This is a genomic window from Citrobacter sp. JGM124, assembly GCF_018257795.1.
GTDB lineage: Bacteria > Pseudomonadota > Gammaproteobacteria > Enterobacterales > Enterobacteriaceae > JGM124.
Genome location: NZ_JAERJD010000012.1, coordinates 77,710 through 103,524, shown reverse-complemented (window position 1 = coordinate 103,524; position 25,815 = coordinate 77,710). Strand labels below are relative to the sequence as shown.

The window sequence follows — 25,815 nt, the reverse complement described above, 5'->3', positions numbered from 1 at the left end:
GTGACCGCACTGCCCGTATTCACCGCACCGTCACCACTGAGTACGTTGGCCAGGGTCTGAGCGGCATCCAGGTTAAGATCACCACCCACGCTCACCGCCCCGGTACCCAGAGAGCCCGTATCCGTGAGCGTGACAGCCGCGCCTTTGCTAATAGTCGTGCTGGCCGTCAGGCCGCTGTTGGCCTTGGAGACCGTCAGCTCGCCGCCTGTCACCTGCAGGCTGCCATTCCCGGCAAGACCGCCAACAGAGCTTGATGTCCCGCCATTATTGAGGGCCAGCGTACCGCCCCCCAGATTGACCGTGCCGCTATTTGTCAGAGCACCACTGGTCAAGCTGCCACCGGCGATATTGACACCCCCGGTATTGGTCAGGGCACCGTTGTTGGTTATCGCCCCCTTCGCGAGCGCCACCGTCCCGCTGTTGTTCAGTGAACTGCTGGTCAGTGTCCCATTCTCACCAACGGTCACGGTGCCGGCATTGGTCAGCGCCCCGTTGATGGCCTGGGTTTTTCCATTGAGGTTAAACCCGCTGCCTGCCAGAGTGCTGAGGCCGGATGTCGCCCCCAGGGCATTGTTGCTGCCCGCCACCACGGTACCGCTGTTGATGGTGGTGGTGCCGGTGTAATCGTTGCCCGCGTTGTTCAGGGTCAGGGTTTCACCACTGGCACTCAGCCCCAGGTTACCGGAGCCGGTGATCAGGGCGGTGAATATTTTCGCGTTGCTGCCCGCAGTATCCAGGGTCAGCATCTCCCCTGCCGTCAGGGCCACTTTCACCAGCCGGGCTACGGTGCTCAGGCCGCCAGAGCCGGACAACCCATAGTTGTAGGTCCCGGTGGCTACATTATTATTCCCTTCGGTAATCGCCTGCTCCGACCCATCTCCCAGCACATTACCCAGCAAATCCGTCAGTGTCAGTTTCGCGACATCATCGGCTGACAGGTCAGTCGAGCCATGAACCAGCTGCTGGCTGACCTGAACGTTCTGATCCAGTAAATTTTTGTCCGTCTGCGTCTGCAGCGGATCCACCTGCACGATGCCGTTCGCCGCAACTTGCAGTTTCTTGGTGTTGATCGTGCCGTTATTAAATACGGTGGTGCCCCCGTTCAGGGTCAGGCCGCCCAGGGACTGATCCCCGCCGGTGACATTCACCGTGGCGTCTTTATCCACAGAAAGGGTCGCGCCGCTCAGAGCAGTGCTGTTATTGCTGGTGCTGCCGGACAACGCCAGCTGCCCGTTACCAAAGTTCACCTGCCCGCCAAAGGCGCTGCCGGTGTTTGCCCCGAAGGTAAAGGCCTGGTCATCAGCATCAATGCTGAGTGTCCCGCCACCAGTCAGGGCGTGGTTGAAGGCATCCAGGCTCGACAGTGACAGGATGCTGTTCGTACTGATATTCACACCGACGGTGTCCGCCACATTGGCACTGTTCAGGGCCACGGTAGCGCCATTGTTCAGCACCAGCTGCCCCGCGCCATTCACCGTATTGGCAAAGATGCCACTGTAGCCCGCCAGCCTCAGAAGATCTGTCGCCGTCGCCAGGCTCACCGAGGCGCCGGTCCCCAGATTACTGGCATTGCTGGCCTGCAGGCTGCTGCTGCCGCTCACCGCATAGTTACCGGCAAAGCCGGTATTATTCGCCCCCAGAACGGTGGCGCCGGCCCCTTTCACACTCACGGTGGTGCCGGCTACCCCTGTCAGTACCTGGTTCAGGGTCTCTTTCACCGCATTCAGAACCAGTTCAGCCCCTGACGCGGTGAGGTTCACCGTATTGGCCGTCCCGAGGTTCGCCCCGCTGGAAACCGACAGCTGACCACCGGTGCCAATATTCTGGCTCCCGGTGAAGGCGGTGTTACTGCCACTGAGGGTGACCGCACTGCCCGTATTCACCGCACCGTCACCACTGAGTACGTTGGCCAGGGTCTGAGCGGCATCCAGGTTAAGGTCACCGCCCACGCTCACCGCCCCGGTACCCAGAGAGCCCGTATCCGTGAGCGTGACAGCCGCGCCTTTGCTAATAGTCGTGCTGGCCGTCAGGCCGCTGTTGGCCTTGGAGACCGTCAGTTCGCCGCCTGTCACCTGCAGGCTGCCATTCCCGGCAAGACCGCCAACAGAGCTTGATGTCCCGCCATTATTGAGGGCCAGCGTACCGCCCCCCAGATTGACCGTGCCGGCATTGGTCAGCGCCCCGTTGATGGTCTGGGTTTTTCCGCTGAGGTTAAACCTGCTGCCTGCCAGAGTGGTGAGGCCGGATGTCGCCCCCAGGGCATTGTTGCTGCCCGCCACCACGGTACCGCTGTTGATGGTGGTGGTGCCGGTGTAATCGTTGCCCGCGTTGTTCAGGGTCAGGGTTTCGCCACTGGCATTCAGCGCCAGGTTACCGGAGCCGGTGATCAGGGCGGTGAACACTTTCTCGATGCTGCCCGAGGTGTTCAGGGTCATTACTTGGCCTGCCGTCAGGGCCACTTTCACCAGCCGGGCTACGGTGCTCAGGCCGCCAGAGCCGGACAACCCATAGTTGTAGGTCCCGGTGGCCACATTATTATTCCCTTCGGTAATCGCCTGCTCCGACCCATCTCCCAGCTCCTTGCCCAGCAGATCCGTCAGTGTCAGTTTATCGATATCAGCGGCTGACAGGTCAGTCGAGCCATGAACCAGTTGCTGGCTGACCTGAACGTTCTGATCCAGTAAATTTTTGCCCGTCTGCGTCAGCAGCGGATCCACCTGTACGACGCCGTTCGCCGCAACTTGCAGTTTCTTGGTGTTGATCGTGCCGTTATTAAAGACCGTGGTGCCCCCGTTCAGGGTCAGGCCGCCGAGGGACTGATCCCCGCCGGTGACATCCACCGTTGCGCCTTTATCCACAGAAAGGACCGCCCCCGTCAGGGCGGTGCTGTTATTGCTGGTGCTGCCGGACAGCGCCAGCTGCCCGTTATCAAAGTTCACCTGCCCGCTAAAGGCGCTGCCAGTGTTTGCCCCGAAAGCAAAATCCTGGTTATCGGCATCAATGCTGAGTGTCCCGCTACCGGTCAGGGCGTGGTTAAAGGCGGCCTGGCTCGCCAGGGTAAGCGTACTGTCTGAGCCAATATTTACCCCAACAGAGCTGTCCAGCTTCTGGGTATTGTTAAGAGTCGCGTTGGATTTATACAGCACCAATTGGCCCAGGCCACTGACACTGTTAGCAAATACCCCACTAAATCCGGTCAGTCGCAGAATATCGCTGGCCGCCGCCAGGCTTACCGATGCATTGCTCCCAAGATTACTGGTATTACCGATTTGCAGGCTACTGCTACCACTCACCGCATAGTTGCCGAAAAAGTCAGTATTATCTGCTGCCAGTATGGTGGCGCTTCCACCCTTCACACTCACAACGGTGTTAATAACACCACTCAAAATATGGTTTAGTGTCTCTTTAACTCCATTAAGTACCAATTCAGCACCCGCAGCTTTCAGATTCACTCCGACGGTGTCAGCACCAAGATTAGCCCCGCTCGAGACCGTCAGCTGACCATCGGTGCCAATATTCTGACTTCCGGTAAAGCCGGTGTTATTACCACTGAGGGTTATCACACCTCCAGTATTCACTGTACCGCCACCACTGAGCACATTGGCCAGGGTCTGGGTGGAGTTCAGGTTAAGGTCTCCCCCCACATTTACGGTCCCGCTGCCCAAAGAACCCGTGTCGGTAAGTGTGATACCCGCCCCGTCACTGATAGAGGTGTTTGCCGTCAAACCACTGTTAGCTTTGGAAACGGTCAGGGTGCCACCCGACACCAGCAGGCTACCACTCCCAGCCAGGCCGCCTTCTGAGGTTGATGCGCCACCATTACTGAGTGTCAGGGTGCCACCACCCAGATTGACCGTGCCACTATTTGTCAGAGCGCCACTGGTCAGCGTGCCACCGGCGATATTGACACTCCCGGTATTGGTCAGGGCACCATTGTTGGTTATCGCCCCCTTCGCGAGCGCCACCGTCCCGCTGTTGTTCAGTGAACTGCTGGTCAGTGTCCCATTCTCACCAACGGTCACGGTGCCGGCATTGGTCAGCGCCCCGTTGATGGTCTGGTTTTTCCCGCTGAGGTTAAACCCACTACCTGCAAGGGTGGTCAGGCCGGATGTCGCGCCCAGGGCATTGTTGCTGCCAGCCACCACGGTGCCGCTATTGATAGTGGTGGTGCCAGTGTAATCATTGTCCGCGTTATTCAGGGTCAGGGTTTCACCGCTGGCGTTCAGTGCCAGATTACCGCTGCCGGTGATTTGAGCTGTGAACGTTTTCGCACTGCTTTCCTTGGTATCAAGGGTCAGAGATTGGTCCGCCGCCAACGCTACTTTTATCAACTGGGCTACGATACTTAAGCCACCTGTGCCAGACAGTTCATAGTTATAAGTCCCGGTAGCAACATCGTTGCTCCCCTGGTTTATCTCCAGATTAGTCCCTTCACCCAGGGTATCCCCTGCAAGATCTTGCAGTGTCAGTTTTTTCAAGTCATCTGCCGACAAGCTCGATGAGCTGCTCACTAACTGCTGGCTGACTCCCGCATTTTGGTCTAACAAATTATCCTGTTGTGTACCTTCAGGATTAACTTTGACAGTACTGGTATTTGTGACACTCAACGCATCAGTCGCAATGCTACCATTATCAAATACCGTGGTACCGCCATTCAGGACTAAACCACCAATAGCTTGATTTTTATCTGTTACAGTCACTGCCGCGCCAGAATTAACGGACAGCTTAGATTGCGTCAATGCGGTAGTGTTATTACCAGATAAGGTGAACTGACTGTTGCCAAGATTAGTGATACCACTAAAACCAGCACCTGTGTTTGTGCCAAAATTAAAGGCACCATTATTGGCATCGATGTTAAGCGTGCCATTACCCGTTAATACGTTATTGAGCGAATCCAGCCCTTCAAGATTAAGAATCCCACCGAGTTCAATACCACTATTGGAGGCAAGCTGCCCATTATTCGTTGCCGTCAGGGTCCCGCCTTGGGTGATGTCCCAAGTGCCATCAAATGTATTTGCTGCCGTGTTAGTCAGTTTGACATTCGCGCCATTATTAACATTGACATTGCCATCGCCATTACCAGAAGTAACATGGCCTAAAGTTGCACTGAAGTCGCCCTGGAATGCGCTACCGAACTGCAGTTTACTGGTATCATCTATAACAATATTTCCAGAGCTAATATTATTTTCATCAACTAATGTAAGATCTGTCGTATCGGAAAGATTGATATTATTGAAGCCCTGAAGTGAAGTATCAGCATATAGAGAGCTTTGTGAACGATTAATATCAAGAGTATTATCCCCATCTCCGGCATTAATCATTCCTAAATAAGTATCCGTCCCTTGCATGTCATTCAGGGTAAAGACATCATCACCGCTGCCAGTAGTAATAGAAGTCAGTGAAGCACCATTATTAATCGTTACATTATTGGCACCATTACCCAGTTCGATAGATCCACGACTTTCTGAACCATTATTCAATACCAGAGTATTATTGCCACTACCTTTGGCCGTCAGATTCCCATCCAGGATACCACTGTTAGTAATAGAGTGCCCTGCATCACCGGCAAAATCGACATTCCCGATAACTGAACCTTGGTTGGTAAAGTTTTTTGCTGCGGTGCCGCTAAATTCTATCGCAGTAGCATTTTTTGCATTAATAGTAACATTTTTGCCTATTACCGTAGAGTTAGAGCTCCCATCAGCGATCGTCAGGGCGGTGCCACCACTGTTGGTAACATTAATGTTAACACCTTGATTAACAAGGTTTAAACCGCCACCTGTAGTCGCAATACCTACACCAGCCCCAGTAACGTTAATATCTAACGCATCAGCATTTAGCCCCGCCAGCGCGGTATTTGTTGTCGATATCCCTGTCCCGGTACCACCCACATTGATGGTGTTATTTCCTTTGCTGCTCGACGCAAAATTTAAACCACTTAAATCATTGAAACCAATCCGGTCATTAATATTCAGCGTTGTATTAGCAAGAGTGACATTAGTGCTTGATGACTTACTGATAGCATTACCAGTTCCATTCAGATTAATAGTCAGATCGGAAAGGTTATGTGCTGCAGTATTTGAAATAGTTACCGCATTTGCAGCATTAGTGGTTGTAATGACACCACCAATCAAATTCAATACAGCATTGTTTAATACATTAACACCGCTACCTCCGGTAGCATTAATAGTACCGCCTGTATTGTTTACAGTAATATTTTTATCCGTAGCAGTAGAATTAACCGTTATCCCAGAAGTCGTTGAGGTTATTGTCCCCGCGTTATTAACTTGTAATGTACCGCTACCATTCTGTGTGGCATTCACACCGGTAGTTGCGTTAATATTACCTTCATTGGTTACTATCGTATTTCCTGAACCATTCTGGGTAGCTGAAATACCGGTAGTTGCGGCTATTTTACCCGCATTTCGGATATAAATTCCTGCAGAGCCGGAACTTTTAGTTGCAGATACCCCAATTGCGGATGTTGCAAGGCTGGTATCTTTCCCGAGGTTAAAAATAACATCATCACTACCGGTCGCGCCTATGTTATATCCCGTAGTATTGGTAGTGGCGTTATCAATAGCATTTCCCGAAAGGATACTGCCTGTGTTTGTTTTCTCTAAAATAATACTGGCACCAGCACCAAAGCCCGTGGTGGCATCATAGGTACCAATTTTTATACCACGGTTATTATTAGTACCGCTTAATACGTCCTGTGCCGAAATGAGTTCAAATTTAGCCCCATCAGCAAAGGTATACTGCCAGGCACTCGTCCCCGTCGCTGTCAAAGTGCCATCTGTCCGATTGATTAAAACATCTGAATTCGGACCAAAATACATTGTCGCCGTATTATTTGTCGCACTAGAGTTACGGAAAGAATATGCATTACCAGTATGGGTTACATGGAACCTACCGGTATAAGCAACATTATTTACCTCACCAATTTCCTGCCCTCGGTCATTAACGACAACATCATTTAATATGTTACCAAATGTCATGATGCTGTTAGTTGAGCCGCCATTGGCCCCCATAAAAATAATCTGGGTACTACCTAAATAATCAATGTTGTCATAAATAACATTAACTGCGGTATTACTTCCATTAACAGTGACCATACCATAATAGTTTGCTGAATCTATTTTGGTCATATTCTGAAGGGTAAAATTTCCGGTCCCTCCATTAATTGTAAAGCCATTCGTTGTCGTGGCCGTAACAGTGAGTCCGTACTGACCTTGTCCATCGATGACAACATTTTTATTGAGCGTTGAAAGGGTAATATTAGTATTAATTGTAATATCACCAGTCAGTTGAATTATATCTCCGTCAACTGCATTGTTAACTGCATTGCTTAACTCCGCCTGGGTACCTGCGGTCAATGTCGCAGCAAAACCGGCGGGAGAGATGAGCAACCCGGTGCTAGCCAAAGAGATGTACAAAGCAAGAGCACGGGGTCGAAATTTGCCATTAGAAACAGGGTTATCTATACTTTTACTTACGTTCCGTCGTGATGGACTAACAGCCTTTGTTTTTCCCTTTGCCAGCTCACTCGCTACCACCCAAATCCCCAGAAGTGCATTCCAGACAATTTTGTAAATTTTATTCATGACACACCTTTGACTGTAATTTGGCTACAATTTTATAAATAAAGTGTAGTCGGTTTTTCACAGCGCATAGGAAGAATCTGGAAATTTGCAGAAATAATTTGACGCAACAGCAGCTATGTCCCACCGCCCAGAAATTGAAAAATAACAAAATAAATTCAAACAATTAGAAACATTTACCCCATAAAAATAGACCAATCACGGGGTTTATCTGTAAATAATTAAGTTATAACTGGAACTTTCAGAGTGATGAACTACAGCTGATGTTAATCACCGCAGTTCGGGGGAAAGGGGTAAGAAAACATAAGGGAAATTTTATTTTTCAACGTGCTCAATCGATTTATCAAGTGATGATAAATCGATAGTCATATTTTTATATTCCGCAGAACCCGGGTTTGTCACTTCAATTGTCTGTTTTTCTTGATATTTTAATATGGCTTTCTTTGCTGAAAATTCCAGCACGTGCCCACTATTGTTTCTTTTTTCATCAATGAAATGAAAATGAAAACCAGGCACGGAAATGCGCCCGAATAAGACGGGAGTCCAGAAACCGATAAGATACCCATTAATGTTATTTAAAGTATCCTCTTGTTGAGTTCGTGCAAAATCGTTGATGTCACGCGGTATATCACTCGCGGGCTGAGGCCTTCTTATTACCAAGTGATCAAAAGTGGCTTCAATACAGACAGCTAAAAAAATGTTTTGCAGGGGAATGAACTGGTTCAGATGCTGTTCAGCATTATGCTGATCAATGTTCACCACAGAGGCTGTACGTTCCGGGACGAATTCTGTTACCTGTAAGAAAGGGAGCATTTCCTGTCGTAGAAGGTGGGGAGCCTCGCCGGCAGTGGCCTCCCAAACCTTACCCTGAAAAATAGTCAGCTCACCATTAATACCTTGCGAACACCCCAGCCCAAAAGCATCAGGATGTTTGAGTGCACTGGCATCATACTCACCACGAAAGTAACCCGCCATTAACGCACCAATAGTTGAAAACTGAACAATTTTACTCACGACACTCTTCTCACAACAATCAGGCCACTGTAAAAATATAGTACTGATTCTACAAAATGCAGCATTTGTCGCTTAAGAATATATCTTCTGTTCTGTTTATCCCCATGTGTCTGTTGCGTCGCTCGAATCTCCTCTTTGTGATAGCGTACTGCTCCTGGCTCACTGTCAGTGATTTTTAACATCCTATTTTTAATGGAGAAAAATAATGATAGTAAGAACATGGCATGGCTGTGTCCCTCTTGCGCATGCGGATGCCTTCGCTAAACACCTTGAATCAACAGGTGTACGACATTCCAGGGAAATAGAAGGCAACAAGGGAGCTTTTGTGAAAAGAGTCTCCCAGGGAAACTGGGCGCATTTTTTTCTCGCCACTTATTGGACTGATATTGAATCTATCAAAGCTTTTGCGGGCCATGACTACCATGTTGCCGTCACCTATCAAGATGATGATAAATTTGGCCTGTTATCTGATCCTTATGTCTTTCAGCATGAAGTAGACGCCGTTCACCCACTGTGAATAAATGAGAGATTGTTTATCTTTTTCTTTGCATCATCCTTGGCGGTGAAACGGCTACAAAAGAGCGAAGAGGCGGTGAATACGCAGCCATTGACAGCAATATTGCAAAATTTGCCGCAAAGTTGAGCAAACGCATTCTTTTTACTGAAATATCATTGACGCACAACGCTGATTAGGGTTTAATGCGCCCCGTTGCCCGGATAGCTCAGTCGGTAGAGCAGGGGATTGAAAATCCCCGTGTCCTTGGTTCGATTCCGAGTCCGGGCACCACTATTTAGAAAAACCAGCCTACGGGCTGGTTTTTTGCTTTCTGGGGTTCCGGTGAATGCCTGGTCTCTGCGCCCTGCTTTGCCAGATTCCAATTTGCCGAACTATACGTTTCCCATCATGTGCAGTTCGCGTGGCTCTACTCCCCCAGCACAGTGTCCAGTCTGAAGTTGTCCCCCTTCTCTGTTTTTAGCATTATCATCAACAGCGCTTCAGGCAGGGGAGATAAGAAAAGGGGCAGAGATATATCACTGGTAAACAGGCGTCGTATCAGCTCTTCAGCTGTGAAAACCCAGCTGGCAGCAAGACACTTTGCGGCGGGGTATCATAACCATTAATACGTTCAATAATTTTAATCGCAGCCTGTGTTCCCACCTCTTTTGACGGCTGGGTAATGAACGAAACCGGGATGTCATACAATGCTTCACTCCCTATATTATCAAAACCTAACAGGGAAATTTCTTGGTTGAAATAGCTATGATTATCTACCGTGCTAATGGTATTCCCCCTCTTTAATGCCCCAAGATAGGCCCCCAATGCGGTCGCCGTATTATGACAAACCACAGCACTTACTTTAGGGAATTGCTGCAAAAATTCGGTTATTTTCTCAATGATATTTTGTTGTTTATCATCAGAGTCAACAATCCATTCCGTTCTGAAGGGAAGACCATACTGAATCAGGGTTGAACAATAGCCACCAATTCTTTCAGCCCGGGTCAGGGAATCACTTTCACCGCCAAAATAGGCAATCTGATGATGTCCATTTTTGATTAAATGCTCAGTGGCTATCTTTGCTGCCAGGGTATTATCCGGGCGAATAATATCCACGCCTGAACATTCACTCGCACGGGCAGCACAAACGACGGGAATGCGGGAATGTGCTAAACGTGATAACACTTCGTTATTGAGAAATATGCCACTGCCAACAATGATCCCATCCACACCATAGCGAATGAGGCTATCAAGGCAAAGGTCAAAACTTTTTTGACTCTTCCCACATTGGGTTAAAAAAACAATTTTATTTTGTTTTTCAATGAACTGACTAACTCCCGAAGCGACCTCTGAATAGAAAGGCTCTGTTAAATCAGGAATAATTAAACCAATAACATTAGAGACGTTGCCCCTTAAAAAAGCGGCCTGTTGATTACGGACATAGCCTAATGCTTCGATGGTCGCATTGACTTTATCCGCCGTCTTTTGGGAAATACGCCCTTTACCACTCAGTACCAGTGACACAGTGGCAACAGAAACCCCCGCCTCTTGCGCGACATCAGTAATGGTCACTTTCCTGACAGTCATAGAAAATCAGCATCCTTGAAAATAGGATCTTTATTTTACATCATCATGGATAAAACGTTTTACCTGTTTGTAGATGTACATCACAAAATAATGGATATTTTTGTGATCAAACATACAACTTAATTAGGTAAAACGTTTTACCCTGTTTTACCTAAACCTTTAATCTGCCCCTGGAACGCTATATGAGCAAACCACAAAAGCAAAAAATAACACTTTGGGAGTTTTTCCAGAGTTTAGGTAAGACGTTTATGTTACCTGTCGCCCTACTTTCATTCTGTGGAATTATGTTGGGTATCGGCAGTTCACTCAGTAGCCATGATGTTATTACGCTACTCCCTTTTCTTGATCACCCTGCCTTTCAGCTCACTTTTATCTGGATGAGTAAAGTCGGCTCTTTTGCCTTTAGCTTCCTACCGGTTATGTTTGCTATCGCAATCCCACTCGGTCTGGCACGTGAGAATAAAGGTGTTGCCGCATTTGCAGGTTTTGTTGGTTTTGCCGTTTTCAACCTGGCGACAAATTTTTATCTCACCATACAAGGGATATTACCCACCACGGACCAGGCAATTTTAAAAGCACATAACATCCAAAATATTATTGGAATTCAGTCCATTGACTCCGGTATTTTAGGGGCTGTTATTGTCGGTATCATTGTCTATTTCTTACATGAGCGTTTTAACACTATTCGTCTGCCTGACGCATTAGCCTTCTTTGGTGGCACTCGGTTTGTTCCCATTATTACTACCTTAGTCCTGGGCTTAGTGGGTCTATTAGTACCGTTAATTTGGCCATGGTTTGCCATGGGCATTTCAGGATTAGGTCATCTTATTAGCAGTGCGGGGGCTTTTGGCCCTATGATTTTTGGTTCCGGTGAACGTTTATTATTACCTTTCGGGCTTCACCATATTTTAGTGGCTCTGATCCGTTTCACGGAGGCAGGTGGAACCATGGAAGTGTGTGGCCATCAAGTCAGCGGTGCATTAACCATTTTCCAGGCGCAGCTATCCTGCCCAACAACCCATGGCTTTTCAGAGAGTGCCACACAATTCCTGTCTCAAGGTAAAATGCCCGCATTTTTAGGCGGCTTACCAGGTGCCGCATTGGCTATCTATCACTGTGCACATCCTGGGAATCGTCACAAAATTAAAGGACTGCTGATCTCTGGTGTTGTGGCCTGTGTGATTGGTGGCACTACTGAACCTATTGAATTCTTATTCCTGTTTGTCGCCCCGTTCCTGTACCTGATCCACGCAATTCTGACTGGTCTTGGTTTTACGGTGATGGCTGTCACTGGCGTGACAATTGGTAATACGGACGGCAATCTTATCGATTTTGTTGTCTTTGGTATTCTGCATGGCATTGACACCAAATGGTATATGGTTCCTGTTGTTGCCTTCATTTGGTTTGTCTCTTATTACGCGATTTTCCGCTTTGCAATTACCCGTTTTAATATCAAAACACCAGGACGTGACACAGATGATAAAGCGGTCAGTAAAGCGAAATCTGCCGCCCCAATCACGACCAAATCTGGCTATGATTCTGATGCTATTTTGCAAGCATTAGGGGGAAAAGAGAATATTGTCTCGCTTGATAACTGTATTACACGACTGCGCATGTCAGTGAAAGACATGAGTAAAATTGATGATGCTGAATTAAAATCACTCAAGGCCATCGGGATAGTTCGCCTTAATGATAATAATTTACAGGTTGTTATTGGCCCGCAGGTTCAGTCAGTCAAAGATGAATTAGATCGGCTGATACAAGCAACAGAAAAATAAATTAATCATACGGCACAGAAGCCAGGCGCTGTGCCGTAATTATTAATATGATGGAAACGCTCATGAAGAGAGATAACGACTTTTCAAAACCTGTTGATCGTCATAATACATATTGTACTCAATGGGATTTTGTTCAGGACAGATTTGGTGAAGCCAACTTACTGCCGTTCACTATTTCTGATATGGATTTCGCGACTGCACCAAACATTATTGAAGCGATGGTGAAACGAACCGAGCATGGTGTGTTTGGTTATAGCCGCTGGCAGCATAGTGATTTTCTTTCCGCTATACAGGGCTGGTTTAAAAAACGTTTTAACAATGAGATTCAGACGCAACAGATTGTGTATGGGCCATCCGTTATCTATATGGTGAGTCAATTGATCTGTCTGTGGAGTAAAATCGGTGAAGGTGTTGTGGTACACACACCGGCTTATGACGCATTTTATAAAACGATTACAGGAAACCAACGAAAAATTCGCCCTTGTCCATTAAACCGACAAGATGACCAGTGGGTTTGTGATATGGCACAACTCGAGAAACTGTTGGCTGAACCGACCACTCGAGTGCTACTACTCTGTAACCCCCATAACCCCACGGGTAAAGTGTGGTCTAGGGAAGAACTTGTCCTGATGTCAGAACTGTGTAAGCGCCATGATGTGCGAATTATCAGTGATGAAATTCATATGGATCTTTGCTGGGAACAGGCCAAACATATTCCCTTATCCGCGATTACTACAGAACCTTACGCACTGTTTACCTCGGCCTCAAAGTCATTCAATATTCCTGCTTTAACAGGAGCTTACGGAATTATTAATGATACTGCTTCGCGTGATGCCTATTTTAATAAATTAAAAGTCTGTGATGGTTTGTCATCACCCGCTATTTTTGCGGTTATCGCGCACATCGTCGCCTACACGGACTGTGATGATTGGTTTAACCAGCTTCGTCGCTATCTTTTTGATAATCTGAGTTATTTAAAGAAACGCTTAGATACTGACCTGCCAGAATTAAAATGGCAGATCCCAGAGTCAACCTATCTCGCCTGGATAGATATATCCCCTCTTAAGATTGATGATAAAGCGTTACAACATCGTTTAATTCATCAGGAAAAAGTCGCCATTATGCCTGGTGATACTTACGGTGATGAAGGCCGGGGTTATATTCGTTTCAATGTTGGCTGTTCACGTGAAAAATTAGCAGACGGCGTGGATAGATTTATTCGTGCTATAAAATCATTTAACTGATATCAGGTTAATGACAGCCGGGAGTCCTCTCCCGGCGATGATGGCTCTATAATATCAGTCGGGATTTCTGATAACAGCCTGTTCGTTATTTCCCTTCAACCCCAAAATATCGTTTAAACGCATGGCGACCGGCGGCAGTGATATTAACTTCACGGAATCCGGGCGTTCTAGTTAACCACCCTTTATATTCACAATGACTAAAAAAAATGGCACCCACCTCCCCACCAAGATGAAAACGTCTTTCACTACAGTCCAGACAGGCACCGCATTTCTTGCGGCGTGATGATGATCTGAACGTCATGCCAAGTTGTGCGAAATACGCAGCCCCTTTTGTGGTCACCGCACTGCCATCAACACTTATCCACTGTTCCGCAAGCATAAAATCATAAATATTGACAGCCACCTCACCGGCTAAATGGTCATAGCAGGTCCGAGCATGGCGTAATGAGGGAGGGGTGCTGATCTTTGCGACAGAAGTCACTGGCCATGAAATGTTCATCACTTTCTCAAGCAGTTCAGCCACCTCACGATTAAACAGACGATAATACCGATGACGTCCCTGACATAAACACGAGATAAGCTGCCCACTCACCAGACGCGCAAGATGTGCACTGGCCGTGGAAGGGCTGATTTCAGCCACGGTACTCAACTCCGTTGCTGTCCAGGCACGTCCGTCCATCAGTGCACAAAGCATTTTTACTCGTGACACATCTGCCATGGCTGCCGCTACCCCAGCCATAGCCTCTTCCAGAAACCTGTCATTATCCACGATATTTGTCTGTTTCAACTTATTTATTCACTATGACTGCCCAGCGCTGAGTGACTTCATCAGCCAGGCGATGATTGTCGGTGACAAGTATCAGTTGATTATCATGATCACTGTATTGAGCCAAAATATTCACACGGTTATTCGCCAGAACGGCTGCAATCTCGCCCAGTTCGCCTGGACGCTCTTGTTTTAGTTTACGGATTAAAGGACGGCATAACCGAGCAACTCGCAAACCAGCCTGCTCCAGTACTATTTTAGCTTTTTCACCCTCGGCCACCAAGAAGTGCGCATGGGCCTCATTGCCTACCGTGAATACTCCTCCGCCTTCCAGGCCTATATCGTTAAGGCCCAGAATCTGCCCCAGCGCAGCCAGTTCACCTGGCGTATTATTTAATACTACATGAATATCATACATGGCTGGGTACTCCGCTCTCTGAGTGATAGTCCCTGAGGGTTTGAACCACTCGAATATGGTAATAGGAAAAAATGGTTGCCCGTCCTTCAGCCTGGGCTGCAGCATGGTGCAGATTTTTTTTCCACAACATAACGGCTTCTTCATCACGCCAAAAGGATAACGACAGTAGCTTCCCTTTATTGTTCAGGCTTTGAAAACGCTCTATTGAGATGAAACCGTCAATATTAGCCAGTTGGGGTTTAAGCGCCTCAGCCAGTTCCAAATAGCGATATTGCTGTTCGGGAATGACTCCCGCTTCAAAGATAACTGCAATCATGTTACTGCCCTCTGTAAGTTGACAGTAACCAGATTGCCCTGTTATCAGGCAGAATACTTCGCTGCTCAACGAATCATGGCAGTATGCCCATCGCCAGGGTAGACCTTGTGGATTGCACCATGAAATGAATGCGTTTTCTTGACATCTTTAGAGGAGCATCCAATCCTGATTGACAACAAATGGTCTATATTCCCGATTGCACTTCCGAATGAGTTACGCAATGCTGTTATTCATAATGCGCTCAGGGATACTGGTAATAATGACAGTTAATTTCTGATAAATGGTTGTTGGCAATGCAAAGGAAAAAAGCATGACACCCTGGTTAATTTTTGGTGCGGGCGGTAAAGGCGTTGGCCTGCTAACTGCTTTACAGGCACTCGAAGCATCACAATCTGTTATTGCCCTGGTCAGAAAGGAAGATGCTGCACAATTTCTACGGGCGAAAGGCGCCACCGTATTGGTGGGTGATGCTTGTGATGAAGCCGTCGTCAGTCAGGCCTGCCAGCTGGCGGGGCCTGGCGCAACCATCATCTCAACCATGGGAGGCTCCCAGGACTACCTGGCTCACCGAACCGTGATCAACTGTGCAGAACAGGCAGGTATCTCACGCATGATACTGGTCACTTCCCTGGGGTGTGGTGACAGCTGGGCTTATCTGTCACCACGTTACCGGGCTGCTTTTGGCCAGGCGGTTCGTGAAAAATCTCTGGCTGAAAGCTGGTTACAAACCAGCAGCCTTGAATTTACCATCCTGCGGCCTGGCGGGCTGTTAAATGGCCCGCCAACAGGTAAAGCGCAACTTTTTCAGGAAGATGACGTACATGGCCTGGTAATGCGCGCGGATGTGGCAACAGAAGTTGTAAAGCAGGCTAATAGCCCATCACTTAATCATCAGATTTACAGTGTGGTAGAACCTGGCCTGAAACCCGCATAATCAACGGCAGCATTTAGCATTTCTGGCTATATCCTCGATCGAGGCTTCCCTGACGGCAATATCAGGGCAATGATTACCTGTCACCCTTAGCGAAGAAGGTAAATTATCCTATGTCTGAACATCAGTATCATCCACCAAAAACCTGGGTCTGGAACACGACAAATGCCGGGAAATTCTCCACCATTAATCGCCCCATTTCTGGTGCAACCCATGAAAAAACATTGCCTGTAGGGCAGCACCCATTGCAGCTTTATTCAATGGGGACACCAAACGGTCAAAAAATCACTATTCTGCTCGAAGAACTACTGGCTGCTGGTGTCAGTACAGCGGAGTACGATGCTTATTTGATCAACATAAATGCAGGGGATCAGTTTTCCAGTGGTTTTGTGGCGGTAAATCCCAACTCAAAAATCCCGGCGTTACTGGATAACAGTGTGAGTCCGCCAATTCGTGTTTTCGAGTCCGGTGCGATTCTGCTTTATCTGGCAGAAAAATATGGTCATTTTTTGTCGAAAGATATTCATACCCGGACCGAAACACTCAACTGGTTATTCTGGTTACAGGGATCAGCGCCTTACTTGGGAGGTGGCTTTGGGCATTTTTATCACTATGCCCCGGAAAAAATAGAATATGCGATTAATCGCTTTACTATGGAAGCAAAACGTCAGCTGGATGTGCTTGATAAGCAATTAGAAAAACACCCCTTTGTTGCAGGAAATGACTATAGCATTGCCGATATCGCTATCTGGCCATGGTACGGTAATCTGGTGCTGGGTGATGCCTACGATGCTGCTGATTTTCTTGACGTCACCACTTATCGTCATGTTGTTCGCTGGGCGAAAGAGATAGCCGCACGCCCGGCCGTTAAGCGCGGACGTATTGTCAACCGCACATGGGGTGATGTGCAGCTACCAGAGCGCCATAGCGCTTCCGATTTTGACAATTTAACCCTTTAACCTCCCTGGCAGGGGGCCTGCTGTTCCCCTGCCTGAATTATTTTCTGCAGGCTGTCTCCCATAGTATTTACTTACAAGTGATAATTATTTGCATTTAAAGATAGCAGCGGCTATGTTTTATAGCAATTGCTATAAATGATGAATAAATCACCCCATTGAGAGACCCATATGCCCAGAAAAAGTAAGATGAAACTGCTCGGTGCTATCGCTGGTATCACTCTGGCTCTATTGCACTTCCCTGCCCATGCACAAGAAAAATTCAAAGCGATAACGACCTTTACCATCATCGCTGATATGGCCAAAAATGTTGCCGGGGATGCCGCCGACGTTGAGTCAATAACCAAACCTGGTGCAGAGATTCATGAATACCAGCCAACGCCAGGAGACATTCGTCGGGCACAGGGAGCAGGCTTAATTCTCACCAATGGTATGAATCTTGAACTCTGGTTTGAAAAATTTTATCAGCATCTTAAAGGGGTCCCCGAAGTGGTGGTCACGACGGGTATCGAACCGATGGGTATTACCGAAGGCCCTTACAACGGTAAACCCAATCCCCATGCCTGGATGTCACCCAAAAATGCACTAATTTATGTGGACAACATTCGTGATGCATTTGTCAAATATGACCCTGAAAATGCTGAAACCTATAAAAAAAATGCTGAAGCGTATAAACAACAGATTCGCCAGGCAGTCGAACCACTGCGCCTTGAGCTGGCGAAAATCCCTGAGGAGAAACGCTGGCTGGTCAGTAGCGAAGGCGCATTTTCCTACCTTGCCCATGATTTCGGCATGAAAGAGCTCTATCTGTGGCCTATCAATGCTGACCAGCAGGGAACACCACAACAGGTTCGTAAGGTTATTGATACCATCCGTCAGTACCAGATCCCCGCAATCTTTAGTGAAAGTACGATTTCCGATAAACCTGCGCGTCAGGCTGCCCGGGAGTCAGGGGCAAGCTACGGTGGCGTGCTGTATGTTGACTCATTAAGTACTGCAGAGGGTCCGGTACCCACCTATATTGATCTATTGCACGTCACGACCAGCACCCTGGTTGAAGGTATTAATCAAGGAATGAAAAAATGAGTCGCCAGCCAGGCATTGTCGTGAAGGGGGCAAGTGTCACCTATCGTAACGGTCATACGGCCCTGAGAAATGCAACCTTTGAGATCCCGACAGGTACTATTGCAGCACTGGTTGGCGTTAATGGTTCAGGTAAATCAACCCTGTTTAAAGCCATTATGGGGTTTGTTCGTCTGGCCGGGGGCAGTATCTCTATTCTGGGACAGCCAACTCGTCAGGCTCTGCGGCGTAACCAAGTCTCTTATGTCCCGCAGTCTGAAGATGTGGACTGGACGTTTCCCGTACTGGTGGAAGATGTGGTGATGATGGGCCGTTTTGGCCATATGGGGATGCTACGTATCCCCAGTCATACAGACAAGCAATCCGTTGACCATGCCCTGGAACGTGTCGGAATGAGCGACTATCGCCACAGGCAAATTGGTGAACTCTCAGGGGGGCAAAAAAAACGTGTCTTTTTGGCGCGTTCTATTGCCCAGGATGGGCAAGTGATTTTACTCGATGAGCCCTTCACTGGCGTCGATGTCAAAACGGAAGAACAAATTATTCAATTGCTTCGTGAGCTACGGGATGAAGGTCGCACCCTGCTCGTTTCCACTCATAACTTGGGTGCTGTCACTGACTATTGCGACTATACCGTGCTAGTGAAAGGCACCGTTCTGGCCTGTGGCCCGACCCGGGAAACCTTCACCCAGGAAAATCTGGAACTGGCATTCAGTGGTGTACTGCGGCATGTTGCCTTAACCGGTTCCGAAACCAGTGTTCTGACTGATGATGAACGTCCGTTTATTCGTAGCCCCCAGTCAGTCAGGGAGAAGTAAATTGATACCTATCTTGTTGGAGCCCTTTAGCTACGACTACATGTTTAATGCCATATGGGTATCAGCACTGGTTGGTGGCGTTTGTGCATTTCTCTCTTGTTACTTAATGCTAAAGGGCTGGTCATTGATTGGTGACGCCTTGTCCCACTCCATTGTCCCTGGCGTCGCCGGGGCCTATATGCTCGGTTTACCTTTTTCTATTGGTGCATTTTTTTCCGGTGGTCTCGCTGCCGCCACCATGTTGTTTTTAAACCAACGAACTAAACTGCGGGAAGATACGATTATTGGCCTTATCTTCTCTTCTTTTTTTGGGCTTGGGCTGTTTATGGTTTCCCTCAATCCAACCGCGGTGAATATTCAAACCATCGTTCTCGGTAATATCCTGGCTATTGATCGCTCGGATATTATTCAGCTGGCGATTATTGGTTTTACCTCCCTCACTATTTTACTGTTGAAGTGGAAGGATTTAATGGTGACCTTTTTTGATGAAAACCATGCCCGCTCCATCGGACTCAACCCGGTGTGGTTAAAAGGACTCTTTTTTATTTTGCTTTCCGTTACCACTGTCGCAGCTTTGCAAACCGTCGGGGCTTTTCTGGTGATTTGTATGGTCGTCACGCCGGGGGCCACGGCTTATTTACTGACAGACCGATTCCCCAGACTGCTTCTTATCTCCGTTATTTTAGGAACCCTCACCAGTGCGGTGGGAACATGGATAAGTTATTTCCTTGATGGAGCAACAGGGGGAATTATCGTTATCCTGCAAACAGCCATCTTCCTGACAGCGTTCCTGTTTGCACCAAAGCATGGGCTAATTGCCAGCCGCCGTCGGGCACGCGTGAATATGGAGTCAGCACAATGAGCCTGTCAGATACCTTGCTGGAACCATTCCAGTTTGATTTCATGATTAATGCCCTGGTGATGACTACCCTGGTCGCTATCCCTTGCGCACTGTTATCATGTTTCCTGGTGCTAAAAGGCTGGGCACTGATGGGCGATGCCATGAGCCATGCGGTATTTCCGGGCATTGTTCTTGCCTGGATGACAGGGATACCACTGGGCATCGGGGCTTTTGTTGCCGGATTATTTTGTGCTCTCGCGACTGGCTACTTACAGGACAATAGCCGAATTAAGCGTGATACCATCATGGGAATTGTCTTTTCAGGCATGTTTGGGGCAGGCCTGGTGCTGTATGTCTATCTCAAACCAGAGGTACATCTCGATCATATTCTGTTTGGGGATATGCTTGGAGTAAGCTGGAACGATATTTGGCAAACAGCAGCCATTGTGGTGATAACCGCCGTGATAGTATTGCTTAAATGGCGAGACCTGTTACTTCATGCCTTTGATCCTGTTCAGGCCCAGGTGTCCGGTTTACATGTGAAATTACTGAACTACGGCTTGTTATGTTTGGTCTCATTAACGATTGTTGCAGCGTTAAAAGCCGTTGGTATTATTCTGTCCATTTCACTGCTCATTGCTCCCGGTGCCATAGCCTCGCTGCTGACCCGCACTTTTTTCTCCATGATGATGGTGGCACTTTTCGTTGCGATATCGTTCTCCTTTCTTGGTGTTTATCTCTCCTTTTTTATCGACAGTGCCCCTGCACCCACTATCGTGGTCTGCTTGTCGGTACTTTTTATTTTCGCTTTCATCTGGTCGTCGATAAAACAACGCCGTCTGGAAGCCCTTCCCCTTTAGCCTGACTGAAGCCGACGAAGGATCTTCACCCTCTCGTCGGCATTTAATGGGGCTGTTTGGATATCGAAAATTATTGCACGTTAAGCGCATTATTTAACCAATCGATGTTCGTAACGGAGTTTGAGGGCCAATGGAACGAGACCGTACGTTAGTGAAGTAATTATCTGATATATCAAAATATAATGGACATAGAAAATACACTTAAAATGATGCCTTTTTAATCGGGAAATGGCATTTAACGGACAGAGCTGTCTACTAATCGATTTTTCAAACGTCCATTTTTAGCTTACCGTACGTTTTCGTACGATTAGTCATCAAACCCCACCGATCATGCCTCATTCAGGCACGGCGTCGGAAATAAGAAAATGGAAATTTAGGTTAGGAAACACCAAGTGTATGATGTCCGGTGTTAGCCCTGAGAAAATAAAAGGATTTGCCATGTCGCAACAGGAAAAGGACCCGTCGCTTCCGGCCATCTGCTGGCCGGTGCCGAAAAATAACCGGGGCGAAGAGTTCAGTAATCTGGAGGAGATACTGGCGCATCTGGAAGGCGAGGCTACAGGGCACTGGCTGATTGGCCGTAACGGTATGTAGCACGGTGGTATTCACATCACTGACACCACCACGCCGTGGTGTGCGCTCAGCGGTCAGGCGATGAGTGAGACCGTGGATTTTCCGGTGCCGTTTAAGGGGGAGCAGGCCGTGCAGTGCATGGCGGACGGTGAGGTGGTGGCGTACCGGATTAACCGGGATTACCTCAGCGTGCCGTGGTACTGGGGGGATTTACGCTACTCCGGGTCTTTTGTGCTTATTCGGCACCGTGTTCGGCCAGGGGAAACAGCAGAGAGCGGGCTGACTTTTTACACCCTGTATATGCACCTCGCGCCCTGGCTGGCCTACCCGGAGCGGGACAGCACGGCGTTCAAAGTGGCAGACGGCCAGCACCTGAAGGCGTATCTCGATGAATCCCGGCAGTGGGTAGCGGCGGAGCTGCCGCCCGGCACGCGGGTAACATGGAATAAGGCGGTCAGCGCCGACACCATGACCGGGAGCAACGGGCGACAGTATGCGCACGTCACACTGGCGGAAGCGGTTTCGGGCAGCATGAGCCTGAACGCCGGGGACCGGGTCTGGATAGTATGTGACAAAGGGAATCTGGTTCCGGCCCGCGACAGCGTCACCCGTCCGGCGTGGTGGTCGCCGTTCCTGCCGCCGTCACGCGAAACAGTACAGTTTGATACGGTGGTGTGTCCTGACCCCTATCCGATTAAGGCTGGGCTATTTTCAGGTGCCCGGCGAGGACGGGCATGAAAAACGTTATCAGGTGCATATCGAATGCCTGACCCCGGACGACCTGCCGCGCTTCCTGAGTAACCCGGAAGGCGTGGGGCGTGACACGCCCGCCTTTGCCCGCTGTCCGAAAGGAATACCGGTGTACCTGCAAGTCACCGGTGGAGAAATACAGAAGGGGCTGATAACCACGCAGACCGAAACGGTGATGGCACTGTCCGGTCAGGCGGTGACGGACAAAGAAGGAAAACGCTACTGGCCAGATGGGTCGCCGCGCGGGCTGCTGGCGGAGTCGGATGTGCAGCTGCTGTCCCGGTACGATCTGGCCGGCCGGGGGTTTGAGGCCACGGAGGACAGCCCGGTGAGCTTTGACCATCTCAACGGGAAGACGCAGCCGAAAGGGCTGGTGAAGACGATTTTTGAACGGTTTTACAGCGTGGCTGACAATGACGGGCAGCCCTGGAGCAAGGCGGTAGCATTTAACTATCAGCAGTTGTTGGACAAGATTGACGACGCGAAATCCCCCCGTTATAACCCGAAACAATACCGGCGTAATCCGTCAATGCGCGACCATCTGTACCGGTTGTGCGTAAAGCACCCCAGCGACTGGTACTACTCGTCGGAAACTCCAGTGTGGAAAGCGTTCTTTACGCCACAGCTGAAAAGAGATGCACCGGAGTGGTATGCCTACAGCATGAAGTTCCTGACGGATCTGCGCTGGATGTACCGTGTGGAGGGCATGGTGGAAAATCCGTGGCATATGCATCCTTTGGTGTTTCTTGACGCTATTAAATGTGAGGGATACGATTTTTCTACGAGAGCAGGGACAATTAGAGCGATTATCGAAGAGAGTAGAAAGCAAGGATTTAGCCTTAATTCACAGATTGCTTATATTCTAGCCACGGTCAAGAGAGAGACAGGCGATACGTTTCAACCAGTAAGAGAAGGCGATTGGGTTGGTCATACTTCGACGGATGAGTACCGGAAAAAGCACTACCGATATTATCCATATTATGGGCGAGGCTATGTCCAAATCACTTGGGATTATAACTATAAAGCATATTCAGAAAAGCTTGGTGTTGATTTGGTTTCGGAACCTGATAGGGCTTTAGAGCCTAATAACTCCTTGTTTATTCTTATTGATGGATTCAGAAATGGAGTTTTCACAGGGAAAAAACTGACTGATTATGTGAGCAAAGACAGAATGGATTTCCTCAATGCAAGACGGTGCATTAACGGTTTAGATCACGCAGAACAAATCAAAGGATTTGCAGAAGATTTTTTAAGTAAGCTGAATGCAGGGGAGTTAATTTGAGGATGAAATCACTATTTATAACTGTAGTTTTATTCGTTCTTAGCTTCTCTTCTGTGGGGAGTGAATTAAGGTGTGGATGGTTACAAAATCCTAGCCCAGCCAATCAATGGATCAGTGATAAAGATGGAACTTGGGATATATCAATTCAAGGACGGTTTACTTCGAGTGGCATTGAAAAATTGAAAGATTTCCCAAGTGAAGAGTTTGTAAAAACAAATGGTAATTATGGATATGGGTGTGCCTGTATCAGGGCTGATGTGGATCTTGATAAGAAAAAGATAATCAAAATCTACAGCTCGAAAATACTACCTCTTTCCCGCTGTCAGGGGGATCGGACTCTTAGTGAACCTTGAGTTGGATCTTTTTATAAAAAGGATCTTCTTGAGATCCTTTTTATCTGAGAGTAATCCCTTGCTCTGTAAACGAAAAAACCGCCTTGCAGGGCGGTTTGATCGAAGTTTAAGCCAGCTTGCAGGCTGCTTAACCGGGTAACTGGTTCTTCGCGGAAACAGCTACCAAATAGGTTTATCCCTTATAAACTGGCTTCTTCAAGAGAAAAGTTACTTTTGCAGGGATACTTACAGTTGCTTTTTGCCCTTCAAGCCCTGACTGATAGTGCTGTACGACCTTAAGCTTGAAGCCGGGAGAATACTTACTCATAAAAAACTGCACCTTACTCAGTTGAATATCCAACTTTTGGGGTGCAGTTCATTACGGCGGTTTTTTTTCGTTTCTGAGCAAGAGATTACTCGCTGAGCAAAAGGATTTCACGGATCCTTTTTCGAACATAGTACTTCGGCAGTCACATACTTAGTCCCCATCCCAGGAGTCCACCCTATTGGAGTCCCCTTACAAGCTATATACCCGAGACTATTTAATTTATCGGTGAATAAAATAAAAAAAATCACTTGAAATACAAAAGAAAAAATCAAACAAGCAATCATGAACTTATTTACTTTATATTGAACAATAAGTGAGAATTGTTTACCTAAAAAAATAGGTTTTATAGATAAAAAAACCATTGAAAATAAAATAAAAAAACCAGTCAGCCCATAAATAAACGCTGATGTAAAAACAAATGAGTCAGGGAAAGAAAAATAATTAAAAAAACTATCTATAAATAGGTAGAGACCACCAAGTGACAATGGAATAAAAAGAAATACAACACCCAAAAAAATACCAACCCTACGCTTTAGTGTTAATTCATACATTAAAGAAATCTCATGTTAATATCGCCAAGCACACTTCTTATGTATCGCCTAACTTCTGACTCAATCACCTTGACACCTCTTTTTAACATATCATCAGCATACATTTCGCCCAGATCCCATAATCCTTTTTCCATCGCTCGTGCTTTCTCAACGAACTCTTGCTGCGATTGCTCAATGCAGGATATAAGTTTGTCTGTCACACCAAACTTATCATCCAAATAGTTAAGACCTATTGCAGCGATCACTCCAGCAACAACAACAACGATTAGTGGAGAAGATATCGTAGAAACAAGAGCTAACGATATAGTGCCCACCCCCCAACTAATAGCGGACGCAATCCCTATTTTCACCACATCTGTTGCCAGAGAACCTATAAATTGAGCCAAATGATTTTCATCGTTCAAAATAAAATCAAGCGTCCTGTACGCCGCTGCCACATAAAAAGTTAAACGGGCACCTTCAATAATTGATTTCCCAAGACCATATTTACCGATCCCCAGATCGACTACCTTTGGATTTTTTAATGCAAAAACAGGGGCGTTTAATATTTTTCTAATTCCCGGATACCCTGTCAGCTTAATTAACTCGGTCCCTTTATGGTTAATGTAAACCGTCGCCTTTATCCCAAAACTCCCCAGCTTCGAAATTATCATCGACGTGGTCACAACATCCTTTCCGTTCACGCCATAGTTAACCAGAACCTGCCCTACACCCGACTGCGTGGTTTCCACCCAGGCTGTTTTTGTGTCATTCCAGCCCCACGACTGGAGCACCTCAAAAGCTTCCGGAATGGTGAGCAACATCACATCATGATTATTCCGTGACAGCATGCCCCGCAGATTTTCATCCGGAAAATCCTGCGTATTTCTTAAAACAGGGTAGTCGGGGACAAATCCTGATTCAGTTTTCTCGCCAGTCAGATAAGGCGGTAGACTCGATTTTTTGGCAGCCTGAGCATGCTGTTCTGGCTCAACCGGGGCAGATGCTCTCTGAGGTGCCTGATAAGGCCCATGTGACATAAAAGTATGGGTGGGAATGAAAAAAGCCTTACATGGACAGGTAGAGCGGCTGTATATCGTGCTGGCGGCTAACTGCCCGTGAATAATCTCGCCGGGATATCCCCCCGCCACGCTGTAAATTCCCGGATGCTGACCACAGGATACCTGGCAGCCTACCGTTGCCTGTCTGTTATTATTCGGCCCAATCATTTTCCCTTTCGGGTGCCCGCTCAGTACTGAACCACCGCATGTTGTCTTATCACCTTTTACGACCCAGAAGCCTGTAGCCATT

The 25,815-nt window shown here is 47.7% G+C and carries 21 protein-coding genes and 1 tRNA gene; 14 read left to right on the top strand and 8 right to left on the bottom strand.

Features of this window, described 5'->3' with window-relative positions:
• A partial coding sequence (locus tag JK154_RS16070; RefSeq protein WP_283093680.1) for an ESPR-type extended signal peptide-containing protein occupies positions 1 to 7,604 on the bottom strand: 7,604 nt, incomplete at its 3' end.
• A gap of 312 nt (positions 7,605 to 7,916) precedes the next feature.
• Positions 7,917 to 8,615 (bottom strand): acetolactate decarboxylase, encoded by a 699-nt coding sequence (locus JK154_RS16065; RefSeq protein WP_211993575.1) that lies wholly within the window; start codon positions 8,613 to 8,615, stop codon positions 7,917 to 7,919.
• A 205-nt stretch (positions 8,616 to 8,820) separates the two neighbouring features.
• On the opposite strand from JK154_RS16065, the gene JK154_RS16060 reads away from it, so the two are divergent.
• Together JK154_RS16060 and JK154_RS16055 are read left to right on the top strand one after the other, a co-directional pair.
• The gene (locus JK154_RS16060; RefSeq protein WP_211993574.1) at positions 8,821 to 9,132 is read left to right on the top strand and encodes a hypothetical protein; all 312 of its coding nucleotides are present in this window, start codon (positions 8,821 to 8,823) and stop codon (positions 9,130 to 9,132) included.
• A 194-nt stretch (positions 9,133 to 9,326) separates the two neighbouring features.
• Positions 9,327 to 9,402: transfer RNA gene (locus JK154_RS16055), tRNA-Phe, on the top strand.
• 267 nt (positions 9,403 to 9,669) lie between these two features.
• Here the strand turns inward: JK154_RS16055 and malI are convergent.
• Positions 9,670 to 10,698 (bottom strand): Mal regulon transcriptional regulator MalI, encoded by a 1,029-nt coding sequence (gene malI, locus JK154_RS16050; RefSeq protein ID WP_211993573.1) that lies wholly within the window; start codon positions 10,696 to 10,698, stop codon positions 9,670 to 9,672.
• A 182-nt stretch (positions 10,699 to 10,880) separates the two neighbouring features.
• Between malI and malX the strand changes: the two genes are divergently transcribed.
• Positions 10,881 to 12,476 (top strand): maltose/glucose-specific PTS transporter subunit IIBC, encoded by a 1,596-nt coding sequence (malX, locus tag JK154_RS16045; RefSeq protein ID WP_211993572.1) that lies wholly within the window; start codon positions 10,881 to 10,883, stop codon positions 12,474 to 12,476.
• 62 nt (positions 12,477 to 12,538) lie between these two features.
• Positions 12,539 to 13,720 (top strand): MalY/PatB family protein, encoded by a 1,182-nt coding sequence (locus JK154_RS16040; RefSeq protein ID WP_211993571.1) that lies wholly within the window; start codon positions 12,539 to 12,541, stop codon positions 13,718 to 13,720.
• An 85-nt stretch (positions 13,721 to 13,805) separates the two neighbouring features.
• Here the strand turns inward: JK154_RS16040 and JK154_RS16035 are convergent, their stop codons facing one another.
• From JK154_RS16035 to JK154_RS16025, 3 genes are read right to left on the bottom strand one after another with little or no spacing between them, the layout of a single operon-like run.
• Complete coding sequence (locus tag JK154_RS16035) at positions 13,806 to 14,459, bottom strand: winged helix-turn-helix domain-containing protein (protein WP_211993579.1); 654 nt, start codon at positions 14,457 to 14,459, stop codon at positions 13,806 to 13,808.
• A gap of 49 nt (positions 14,460 to 14,508) precedes the next feature.
• Positions 14,509 to 14,904: an amino acid-binding protein gene (locus JK154_RS16030; protein WP_211993570.1), complete on the bottom strand. Its 396-nt coding sequence runs from the start codon at positions 14,902 to 14,904 to the stop codon at positions 14,509 to 14,511.
• Positions 14,897 to 15,220 carry an antibiotic biosynthesis monooxygenase gene (locus tag JK154_RS16025; protein ID WP_211993569.1) on the bottom strand — a complete coding sequence of 108 codons (324 nt, stop codon included), beginning with the start codon at positions 15,218 to 15,220 and terminating at the stop codon, positions 14,897 to 14,899. Before JK154_RS16025 ends, JK154_RS16030 begins: the two co-directional genes overlap by 8 nt.
• Before the next feature lie 310 nt (positions 15,221 to 15,530).
• Between JK154_RS16025 and JK154_RS16020 the strand changes: the two genes are divergently transcribed.
• The 10 genes from JK154_RS16020 to JK154_RS15975 all read left to right on the top strand — a co-directional run bounded on the left by JK154_RS16020 (position 15,531) and on the right by JK154_RS15975 (position 23,667).
• Positions 15,531 to 16,154, top strand: coding sequence for an SDR family oxidoreductase (locus JK154_RS16020; RefSeq protein ID WP_211993568.1), 624 nt, complete (start codon positions 15,531 to 15,533; stop codon positions 16,152 to 16,154).
• A gap of 110 nt (positions 16,155 to 16,264) precedes the next feature.
• Positions 16,265 to 17,110: a glutathione-dependent disulfide-bond oxidoreductase gene (gene yghU / locus JK154_RS16015; RefSeq protein ID WP_211993567.1), complete on the top strand. Its 846-nt coding sequence runs from the start codon at positions 16,265 to 16,267 to the stop codon at positions 17,108 to 17,110.
• 168 nt (positions 17,111 to 17,278) lie between these two features.
• Positions 17,279 to 18,193 (top strand): metal ABC transporter substrate-binding protein, encoded by a 915-nt coding sequence (locus JK154_RS16010; protein ID WP_283093679.1) that lies wholly within the window; start codon positions 17,279 to 17,281, stop codon positions 18,191 to 18,193.
• Positions 18,190 to 19,008 carry a manganese/iron ABC transporter ATP-binding protein gene (locus JK154_RS16005; protein ID WP_211993565.1) on the top strand — a complete coding sequence of 273 codons (819 nt, stop codon included), beginning with the start codon at positions 18,190 to 18,192 and terminating at the stop codon, positions 19,006 to 19,008. The genes JK154_RS16010 and JK154_RS16005 overlap by 4 nt, the downstream gene beginning before the upstream one ends.
• A 4-nt stretch (positions 19,009 to 19,012) precedes the next feature.
• Positions 19,013 to 19,870, top strand: a complete 858-nt coding sequence (locus JK154_RS16000; protein WP_211993578.1) for a metal ABC transporter permease — start codon at positions 19,013 to 19,015, stop codon at positions 19,868 to 19,870.
• Positions 19,867 to 20,709, top strand: coding sequence for a metal ABC transporter permease (locus tag JK154_RS15995; protein WP_211993564.1), 843 nt, complete (start codon positions 19,867 to 19,869; stop codon positions 20,707 to 20,709). Before JK154_RS16000 ends, JK154_RS15995 begins: the two co-directional genes overlap by 4 nt.
• Before the next feature lie 438 nt (positions 20,710 to 21,147).
• The gene (locus JK154_RS15990) at positions 21,148 to 21,303 is read left to right on the top strand and encodes a hypothetical protein (RefSeq protein WP_211993563.1); all 156 of its coding nucleotides are present in this window, start codon (positions 21,148 to 21,150) and stop codon (positions 21,301 to 21,303) included.
• A 60-nt stretch (positions 21,304 to 21,363) separates the two neighbouring features.
• On the top strand, positions 21,364 to 22,020 hold the full coding sequence (locus tag JK154_RS15985) for a hypothetical protein (RefSeq protein ID WP_211993562.1): 657 nt from the start codon (positions 21,364 to 21,366) through the stop codon (positions 22,018 to 22,020).
• The gene (locus tag JK154_RS15980; RefSeq protein WP_211993561.1) at positions 21,998 to 23,314 is read left to right on the top strand and encodes a glycoside hydrolase family 19 protein; all 1,317 of its coding nucleotides are present in this window, start codon (positions 21,998 to 22,000) and stop codon (positions 23,312 to 23,314) included. Before JK154_RS15985 ends, JK154_RS15980 begins: the two co-directional genes overlap by 23 nt.
• A gap of 2 nt (positions 23,315 to 23,316) precedes the next feature.
• Positions 23,317 to 23,667 carry a DUF4087 domain-containing protein gene (locus tag JK154_RS15975; RefSeq protein ID WP_211993560.1) on the top strand — a complete coding sequence of 117 codons (351 nt, stop codon included), beginning with the start codon at positions 23,317 to 23,319 and terminating at the stop codon, positions 23,665 to 23,667.
• Between the two features lie 414 nt (positions 23,668 to 24,081).
• Here the strand turns inward: JK154_RS15975 and JK154_RS15970 are convergent, their stop codons facing one another.
• Together JK154_RS15970 and JK154_RS15965 are read right to left on the bottom strand one after the other, a co-directional pair.
• Positions 24,082 to 24,525, bottom strand: coding sequence for a hypothetical protein (locus tag JK154_RS15970; RefSeq protein ID WP_211993559.1), 444 nt, complete (start codon positions 24,523 to 24,525; stop codon positions 24,082 to 24,084).
• On the bottom strand, positions 24,525 to 25,814 hold the full coding sequence (locus JK154_RS15965; protein ID WP_211993558.1) for a PAAR domain-containing protein: 1,290 nt from the start codon (positions 25,812 to 25,814) through the stop codon (positions 24,525 to 24,527). The genes JK154_RS15970 and JK154_RS15965 overlap by 1 nt, the downstream gene beginning before the upstream one ends.
• Position 25,815 lies beyond the last annotated feature (1 nt).

Coding starts and splice junctions, on each gene's coding strand:
- JK154_RS15995 (WP_211993564.1), top strand. CDS start 19,867: ATGAGCCTGTCAGATACCTTGCTGGAACCATTCCAGTTTGATTTCATG.
- JK154_RS15970 (WP_211993559.1), bottom strand. CDS start 24,525: ATGTATGAATTAACACTAAAGCGTAGGGTTGGTATTTTTTTGGGTGTT.
- JK154_RS16035 (WP_211993579.1), bottom strand. CDS start 14,459: ATGGCTGGGGTAGCGGCAGCCATGGCAGATGTGTCACGAGTAAAAATG.
- malX (WP_211993572.1), top strand. CDS start 10,881: ATGAGCAAACCACAAAAGCAAAAAATAACACTTTGGGAGTTTTTCCAG.
- JK154_RS15965 (WP_211993558.1), bottom strand. CDS start 25,814: ATGGCTACAGGCTTCTGGGTCGTAAAAGGTGATAAGACAACATGCGGT.
- JK154_RS15990 (WP_211993563.1), top strand. CDS start 21,148: ATGTCGCAACAGGAAAAGGACCCGTCGCTTCCGGCCATCTGCTGGCCG.
- JK154_RS16005 (WP_211993565.1), top strand. CDS start 18,190: ATGAGTCGCCAGCCAGGCATTGTCGTGAAGGGGGCAAGTGTCACCTAT.
- malI (WP_211993573.1), bottom strand. CDS start 10,698: ATGACTGTCAGGAAAGTGACCATTACTGATGTCGCGCAAGAGGCGGGG.
- JK154_RS16020 (WP_211993568.1), top strand. CDS start 15,531: ATGACACCCTGGTTAATTTTTGGTGCGGGCGGTAAAGGCGTTGGCCTG.
- JK154_RS16030 (WP_211993570.1), bottom strand. CDS start 14,904: ATGTATGATATTCATGTAGTATTAAATAATACGCCAGGTGAACTGGCT.
- JK154_RS16025 (WP_211993569.1), bottom strand. CDS start 15,220: ATGATTGCAGTTATCTTTGAAGCGGGAGTCATTCCCGAACAGCAATAT.
- JK154_RS16060 (WP_211993574.1), top strand. CDS start 8,821: ATGATAGTAAGAACATGGCATGGCTGTGTCCCTCTTGCGCATGCGGAT.
- JK154_RS15975 (WP_211993560.1), top strand. CDS start 23,317: ATGAAATCACTATTTATAACTGTAGTTTTATTCGTTCTTAGCTTCTCT.
- yghU (WP_211993567.1), top strand. CDS start 16,265: ATGTCTGAACATCAGTATCATCCACCAAAAACCTGGGTCTGGAACACG.
- JK154_RS16040 (WP_211993571.1), top strand. CDS start 12,539: ATGAAGAGAGATAACGACTTTTCAAAACCTGTTGATCGTCATAATACA.
- JK154_RS16010 (WP_283093679.1), top strand. CDS start 17,279: ATGCCCAGAAAAAGTAAGATGAAACTGCTCGGTGCTATCGCTGGTATC.
- JK154_RS15985 (WP_211993562.1), top strand. CDS start 21,364: ATGAGTGAGACCGTGGATTTTCCGGTGCCGTTTAAGGGGGAGCAGGCC.